The following is a 7419-nucleotide window of genomic DNA, read 5'->3' as shown; positions in this document are numbered from 1 at the left end:
TAGCTTCAAGATCCGATGGTATTTATAAAAGTGAAGATGCGGGGGAATCTTGGCAGAAAGTTAATCAGGGTTTAGCAACTAACTTTATTAACTTTGTACAAATTGCCCCTTCCGATCCCAATATAGCAGCAGCAGTGGGATTAGAAAAAGGGGTTTATTTAACCGAAGATGGCGGTAAAAATTGGTCAAATATTTTCCCCACCACGGCACTGATAACCTCTCTAGCTATTACCCCCAACAATCCGGGGCGAATTTTTTTCGGGGATGAAGAAGGTAAATTATACAGTTCCTCCGATGGGGGGAAAACTTGGCAGAATCTCCCCTTACCTGCTAATGTGGGGGCAGTGGATACAATTGCTTTTTCTCCTAATCTAGACAGGGATAAAACCTTTTTTGTCGGTACAAAAGAAGCAGGTATTTTTAAAACCGTTGATGATGGTAAAACCTTCCAAGCTGTTAACGAAGGAATTAAAGATAAAATCATCGAAGACATTGCTATTTCTCCCGACTATGCCCGAAATTCTACCCTTTATGTCATCACTTGGTATGACGGAATGTATGTTTCCCAAGATGGGGGGAAAACTTGGACAAAAATGAGCGAGGGTTTAACCAAAGATCCCCAGGCTGATGATTATAAAGTTCCCCACTTTATCGATTTAAAAATAGTTCAAGATACGATGTTTTTAGGGGGATTTAATGGCTTATTTAAAACCACGGATAGCGGCAAACAATGGCAGGAAATAGAAACTTTAGCCCGGGGAACAGTTATCGCCATGGCGGTTTCTCCTAATTATGCCGAGGATGCCACCGTCGTCATTACTAATTATGTAGGCAATATCTTCATCAGTCGGGATAAAGGGGAAACTTGGACACCAATTAATCGCGGTTTAGAAGTTTATCGACTTGGTAAAGATCCGGAAGAATCAGGGCAAGATCCCCGGCGTTTCTTTGACATTGCCTTTTCTCCTAACTATGGACAAGATAGAACTATTTTTGCTGGGTTTTTACGCAATAGATTTGCCAAATCCTCTAACGGTGGTGATTTATGGAAAATTATCGAAATTGATGAAGGAGTCCGCGGTCCGAGAATAGTTCCTTCCCCAGATTTTGCCAAGGATAAAACTCTTTTTCTCAGCAATCAGCAGGGGAGAATATTTCGTTCTACCGATGGAGGAAATACGGTTAAAAATATCAGTGAAGTGGGCAGAATTTTCGGTAATTATGCCCCTGCCATGGTAGCTTCCCCCGATTTTGCTAAGGATAAAACTTTGTTTGTCACGGGAACAGAGGGTATTTATCAAAGTGTCGATGGTGGACTAACTTGGAAAAATGTCAGTCAAGGAACCCCCCTATCAAAAAGCTCTAATGTGCAGTTGGCAATGTCTCCCAATTATCCCAGTGATGGAACTATTTTTGCTGGGACAATTTCTGGTTTGTTTGTCACCAAAGATGGGGCTAAAAGTTGGACAAAATTAGAGAAACCAGGGTTTAATCCGCAGGCATCAGTAGAAACCATTGCTATCTCTCCTGATTATGCTAATGATCGCACGGTAATGGTTAGTTTACAGGGAAATGGATTGTTTAAATCTACCGATGGCGGGGAAAATTTTAAGCTAATTGGTGATCCTAAAATACCCCTAGTGAAAATTCATAGTATCCCTTCCTCTGGGATCTCGGTCCAGTTTTCTCCTAATTACGCTCAAGATAAAACTTTATTCGGTTTTGGTGGCGCTAAAACTACAGTTTTTCGTTCCACCGATGGGGGAGAAACTTGGACAAGTGTAACTATTCCTCCTCACGCGGAAGAAAATACACCCCGCTATAAAATCGGTGAATTTTTCTCCAGTCCCCTTGGTACAATCTTGCGCGTGGTTATCCCGATTCTCCTGGCAATCGCCGCTTATTTTCTGGTGGGTTTCTTGAAACTGGAGAAAGTTATTAATCTTCCTAAATCCTTCTTCCGCATGGCAGGGGCATTTATGGTTTTTCTGTTTGTTTTCTTCGCTATCATTAGCCAAGTTTAGCGGAAATTTTCACCGGCGGGGCTTGACAAATCCCGCCGCTTGCCTTATACTTATATATATAATGGGAATCCGTGCCTGCCTGCGACCTCTGATTTTTACGGTAGTCAACCCCTCAGACAATTAACCATCGGCAACGTAGGGATTAACCATCTTAGCGGGGTCAACAATGCGATCAAAATCCGCTTCCTCGATGTATCCCAGTTGTAAGGCTGCCACTTTCAGAGTTAAATCTTTTTCTAGGGCATAATGAGCGACGTAGGCAGCCTTTTGGTAGCCAATCGCGGGACTTAATGCAGTCACCAGCATCAAGGACTGATTTAAAAAAGTCTCAATTTGTTTTTGATTAGCAGTCATCCCCTGAACCAAAAACTGACAGAAATTACCGCAACCATCCGTGAGCAAACGGATAGACTGCATGAGATTATGAATCAACAGCGGTTTATAGACATTCATTTCCAGATGTCCTCCGGCGCCTCCCATCGTCACCGCTAAATCATTAGCCATCACCTGCACCGCTATCATCGATAAAGCTTCGCATTGGGTGGGATTAACTTTCCCAGGCATAATTGAAGAACCCGGTTCATTTTCCGGCAGCTGTAATTCTCCGATTCCACAACGGGGACCACAGCTAAGTAAACGGATATCGTTAGCAATTTTATAGAGGGAACTAGCGATAGTTTTCAGTCCCCCGCTCAAGAAAACCAGAGCATCATGGGAACCTTGCACGGTAAACTTATTAGGAGCGGTAATAAAGGGTAATTTGGTCAGATTAGCGATTTCGGCAGCCACATCTCGATCAAAATCTGGGGGAGCATTAATTCCCGTACCGACTGCTGTTCCTCCCAAGGATAAACGATAGACTTTTTCTAGACATTTTTCTAGCCAATCGCTGCCATCATCCAATAAACCCACATAACCGGAGAATTCTTGTCCGAGGGTTAAGGGGGTGGCATCCTGTAGGTGAGTGCGACCAATTTTAACTATATTTGCCCATAATTGCGCTTTTTCATCGAGACTATTCCGTAATAGTTGCAAACTGGGAATTAATTTTTCCTTGACTGCCAAGGCAACGGCAATATACATGGCCGAGGGAAAGGAATCATTCGTCGATTGGGACATATTAACATGATCGTTGGGGTCAACCGGGGTTTTGCTCCCCAAAGGATTCCCCGTCAGTTGACTACAACGATTGGAGATGACTTCGTTGATGTTCATGTTAAACTGGGTGCCACTTCCCGTCATCCAAACGTAGAGGGGAAAGTTATCTGCGTGTTGTCCGGCTAAAATTTCATCGCAGACTTGACAGATTAGGTTTTTTCTCTCCTGACTGAGACGATTTTTTTGCTGATTGACAATTGCACAGGCTTTTTTGAGAATGGCATAGGACGCGATCATCTCCCGGGGCATGAGATTATCACCGATACTAAAGTATTGTAGGGATCTTTGGGTCTGCGCTCCCCAAAGTTTATCGGCAGGTACGCGAATTTCTCCCATGCTGTCTTTCTCGATGCGAAATTCTGTCATCTTTAAGTTACTTCTGAGGTCAGCAAAAGATGGTCGTTATCTGGACTGAAAAGAGGGGGGTTACAGGGCGACACGGATTCCCACTATAAGAAAATTATAAGTCAAGTCTAGCTAGTTTGTCAAGCCCTATTGGGACTTTTTCTGGCGGCATTTTTACCCGGGAGGTTGACAAGAACAGCTGTCAGGGTGCTGGGGCGATTAGGATGATTAAATGAGACAAAAACTGTTATATTTTAGGGAAGATAATCGGTAAAAAAGAAGGGATTGGAGACTATGGACACAGCGATCGCATTAGGTTGGACATTGGGAATTATCTTAGGGTTGATGACCCTTTTGTTTATCTTACGGATCGTGCTGACTTGGAATCCACAGGTAGATTTAAATAGCTTTCCCTTTAATATTATTGCCTGGCCCACGGAACCTTTTTTAATCCCCGTGCGTCAACTCATACCCCCCTTAGGAGGAGTTGATATTTCTCCGATTATTTGGGTAGGAATTTGTACGCTGCTGCGGGAAATTCTTCTCGGTCAACAGGGTTTAATTACCATGGCCTTAAAATAATTATTCACGCAACTAGAATATGCTGACATAATTTATGTTCTAACTCTCGTTCCTCTTTTTCTAGGGTAATAATCGCCTGTTTGATAATACTTTTAACATCCATACCTTGGTCGTATTGTTTTAACCATTGTTGTGCAGTGTTACCTTCGCGGAGGATTTTTTGTAAGGGAGAGAGGAAACAACTAAAACCCTTTTCTTTAGCGATCGGATAAACTTGAACATAGAGGTCTTTAATCCAATCCCTAGCCAAGATTTCTCGACCATCGTACCAATGTCTCAGGGTGGCATCAAGACTAAAACGCGCGGCAGCCTGTTCGTTTTCTTGGGTTAAAGTTAATAAATCGTCGCTACGATTGCTGCTGGGTAATTGACTTAAAATTAAGGGGTCTAATTGGGGATCCTGTAAAAGTTGAGTTAAACGGGCCTCTAAAAAAGCCATAACTGCTAATAAACTAATAGGATTAGCAATCAGGTCACAAATTCGCAATTCTAGACGATTGAGATTATAGGGACGATTGCTACCGTTAGGACGTACTGACACCCAGAGATGACGAACATTCTGCATCGTAGCGAGTTTTAATTGTTCCTCAGTCCAGGTGACAAAATGTTTATGACTTTCAAAGAGGGGAACATAAGCAGGAGTTTGGGGGAAAACTTGCCAACGACGGGAATGGGAACCGGTGATTTTACCGTCGAGAAAGGGAGAAGAAGCACTTAAAGCCAAGTATAAAGGAGCTTCTAGGCGAATTAAGCGACAGGCACGCATTAAATCCTCATAATCGCTAATACCGACGTTAATATGAATACTGGCCGTGACTACATTAGTGCCGTAGGTCTGTTCAATATAGTCATGATAGGGATTGTGGGGGTCGCTGCGATAAAAATGTTGACTATCGCCCAAGGAGAGGGTACTGCCGGGGATGAGGGTATAATCGCCTAAACGACGCAAATATCGCCGTAGAGCCAGACGAGGTTTTAAAGTAGCGCATAAAAGACGGTCATAGTTAGTCATGGGAGCCGTAGTATATTCTACGTTACGACTATCCGGTTCCCGGACAAAACCATCTAAATCCTTGACAATGCGATCGGATAAACCGATAATTTCTCCGGCTGCTGTTCCGGTATACATTTCCACTTCAAAACCTTTACTTAGGAGCATCGTCAATCCACCCTGCTGTGTCTATTTTGTAGTGTGACATTATTTGGACTGTAAATGACGTTCAATCAGCAGAATCGCCACTATATCATCAATGGGACGATCGGGAAGACGCATACCCTGGGGGATGAGTTTCTGTAATCCTTTGGGGGGGAACATTTGCCAATAGCGATCGCGAGCTTCTAGGGTACTATTGCGTTCATCTACTAGAGTAATCGGGATAGTAACACGAGCGGCAATTTTTTCGCGCCAACTTTTCGAGGTGGTTTGGTTCCCCATCACCAATAATTCGATCGGATATTGTTGACAGAGACTGGCTAAACGCTCGATCGCTTGTGACGATGATATCACCTCATGGGTATAAATTTTCCCCGTCGATGACCTGACCGCGATCCCACATTTATCCTTACCCGGATCAAAACCGAGAATACACATAGTTTTTATCTTCTGCAGCAGTGGTCGGTTTTATTAAATCACTAAATTAGCAACTGTCTTGATTGTCAAGGGTGTGGGGTGTGGGAAGTGGGGATAATAAATAAAAATAGTCTCGGAGTCTCGGAGTCTTCTTAATACTGTCTCCTGACAAATATGATAATGTTCAACGGATTTAGTCTCGGTGAAAATTTAACGGGAGAGATAGCGGCTTTGAGTGCGGCGGCGCTTTGGGCGGTTTCTGCGGCGATTTATAGCCTATTAGGCCAGAAAATCCCGCCTTTATTGCTTAATTTTCTGAAAGGAGTAGTCGCGATCGCTTTAATTGCCCTGACGCTGCCCCTTTCCGGACAATGGCGCGATATTAATCAGCAAAGTTCGGTATTTATACTCTTGACAAGTGGCGCAATTGGTATAGGAATCGGTGACACGGCCTATTTTACCGCCCTTAATTATTTGGGACCGCGAAAAACCCTACTGTTAGAAACCCTTTCGCCTCCTTTGGGAGCAATTCTAGCGGCGACTTTTTTGGGGGAATCCCTGAAAATATCGGCTTATATTGGCATGATTTTGACCATCTTCGGGGTTGCTTGGGTTATTTCCGAAAAAACTCCCGAAATCAATAGTCAACGTCCTTGGCGGCGAGGAATTGCCTGGGCTTTAATCGCAGCGATTTCCCAAGCGGTGGGGGCGGTTTTATCTCGTCAGGCACTGGTGGAGTCGGGAATGTCGTCTTTGCAGAGTACCCTTTTTCGTCTGTTAGCGGGGACGGGAATAGTGTTAATTCTGATGTTTTTTCGCCGTCAGGAATCATCACCAGCGATTAACTGGTCATTGCGTCTGATTGCTATTATTATTATCACCGCTTTCGGCAGTACGTTTTTAGGGATATGGTTACAGCAAACTGCTCTAAAATTCTCTCCTGTGGGTATTGCCCAAACTCTCACCGCCACCAGTCCTTTATTTGTCTTACCGATCGCAGCCATGATGGGGGATCGGATTAACTTGCGGGCGATTTTCGGGGTGATTATCGCTTTGCTAGGAATTGGGATTTTGTTTCAATGAGTGGTTTCTCCATCGGTTTGTAGTCTTGTTTTAGCAATAATGCGGGTTTTCTTTAAATCTCCCTCGCTCAATTCTTCTCCCACCTGTAAACGGGTGGCATTAGTTTGGAGGACAGTGGCGGCGTTTTTTTCTCCCAATTGTAGGGCAGTTTTGGCCGCGGTTTGTAGCATGGTGGCGGCGGCTGCTCGATCGCCTTGTTTTAATTTTTCTTCAGCGATTTGGGTTTGACGATATTTGGCTAAAGTCAGAATCGATTTCTGAACTTGATCGTTTAATTGGGATTGATAGAGAGCTTGGGAGGTTATATTAAGGCTAACAGTCGCAGTTTCTAGCCCTTTTTGACCGGAAGCGGGATCATCGTAGCGAATCTTCACCTTAGCTATGGTGTGAGTACCGGGGGGAATTTGGTCAATATAGAGATTGAGGAGGAGAATTTTTTCTTCATCTATCATTAAATCCCCCAAACGGGTGATGTAAAAATTGCCCTCTTGTTGTAGGGTCATTTCTATGGTTTCCGGGGCAACTTGGGCGATGGGTTTTAAGTCGGCTAAATGAGTCCGAGCATCTAATTCTAATTGCAGGAAAGCGTTAGTTAACCGCACAGATTGCAGACGGTTAAACAGACGAGTAAATTCAATTAAAGCCTGTTCGGGTCTT

Annotated in this window: 6 protein-coding genes and 1 pseudogene; 3 read left to right on the top strand and 4 right to left on the bottom strand. The window is 43.7% G+C overall.

Features of this window, described 5'->3' with window-relative positions:
- Positions 1-2024 (top strand): WD40/YVTN/BNR-like repeat-containing protein (locus tag PX484_RS17700; protein WP_288104958.1); only part of this gene is annotated, 2024 nt, incomplete at its 5' end.
- Between the two features lie 120 nt (positions 2025-2144).
- Here the strand turns inward: PX484_RS17700 and fumC are convergent.
- Positions 2145-3548, bottom strand: coding sequence for a class II fumarate hydratase (gene fumC, locus PX484_RS17695; RefSeq protein ID WP_287767134.1), 1404 nt, complete (start codon positions 3546-3548; stop codon positions 2145-2147).
- A 273-nt stretch (positions 3549-3821) separates the two neighbouring features.
- On the opposite strand from fumC, the gene PX484_RS17690 reads away from it, so the two are divergent.
- Positions 3822-4109: a YggT family protein gene (locus tag PX484_RS17690; RefSeq protein WP_288104956.1), complete on the top strand. Its 288-nt coding sequence runs from the start codon at positions 3822-3824 to the stop codon at positions 4107-4109.
- Between the two features lie 4 nt (positions 4110-4113).
- Here the strand turns inward: PX484_RS17690 and gshA are convergent, their stop codons facing one another.
- Both gshA and PX484_RS17680 read right to left on the bottom strand, forming a co-directional pair.
- Positions 4114-5268, bottom strand: coding sequence for a glutamate--cysteine ligase (gshA, locus tag PX484_RS17685; RefSeq protein ID WP_288104954.1), 1155 nt, complete (start codon positions 5266-5268; stop codon positions 4114-4116).
- A gap of 39 nt (positions 5269-5307) precedes the next feature.
- Entirely contained in the window at positions 5308-5700 is a 393-nt protein-coding gene (locus PX484_RS17680) for a pre-16S rRNA-processing nuclease YqgF (RefSeq protein WP_287744842.1), read from the bottom strand.
- 159 nt (positions 5701-5859) lie between these two features.
- On the opposite strand from PX484_RS17680, the gene PX484_RS17675 reads away from it, so the two are divergent.
- The gene (locus tag PX484_RS17675) at positions 5860-6762 is read left to right on the top strand and encodes a DMT family transporter (protein ID WP_287666944.1); all 903 of its coding nucleotides are present in this window, start codon (positions 5860-5862) and stop codon (positions 6760-6762) included.
- Here PX484_RS17675 and PX484_RS17670 read toward each other — a convergent pair.
- Positions 6756-7419 (bottom strand): annotated as a pseudogene (locus PX484_RS17670) (hypothetical protein); the annotation flags it as partial. The gene PX484_RS17675 and the pseudogene PX484_RS17670 sit on opposite strands and share 7 nt — an antisense overlap.

Origin of the sequence: Microcystis sp. M49636_WE2 (genome assembly GCF_030065375.1) — a bacterium.
In the GTDB taxonomy this organism is placed as follows: Bacteria; Cyanobacteriota; Cyanobacteriia; order Cyanobacteriales; family Microcystaceae; genus Microcystis; species Microcystis aeruginosa_C.
The sequence above is the reverse complement of the archived record's forward strand: the minus strand, read 5'-3'. Positions and strand labels throughout refer to the sequence as shown.

Coding starts and splice junctions, on each gene's coding strand:
- fumC (WP_287767134.1), bottom strand. CDS start 3,548: ATGACAGAATTTCGCATCGAGAAAGACAGCATGGGAGAAATTCGCGTA.
- PX484_RS17690 (WP_288104956.1), top strand. CDS start 3,822: ATGGACACAGCGATCGCATTAGGTTGGACATTGGGAATTATCTTAGGG.
- gshA (WP_288104954.1), bottom strand. CDS start 5,268: ATGCTCCTAAGTAAAGGTTTTGAAGTGGAAATGTATACCGGAACAGCA.
- PX484_RS17680 (WP_287744842.1), bottom strand. CDS start 5,700: ATGTGTATTCTCGGTTTTGATCCGGGTAAGGATAAATGTGGGATCGCG.
- PX484_RS17675 (WP_287666944.1), top strand. CDS start 5,860: ATGTTCAACGGATTTAGTCTCGGTGAAAATTTAACGGGAGAGATAGCG.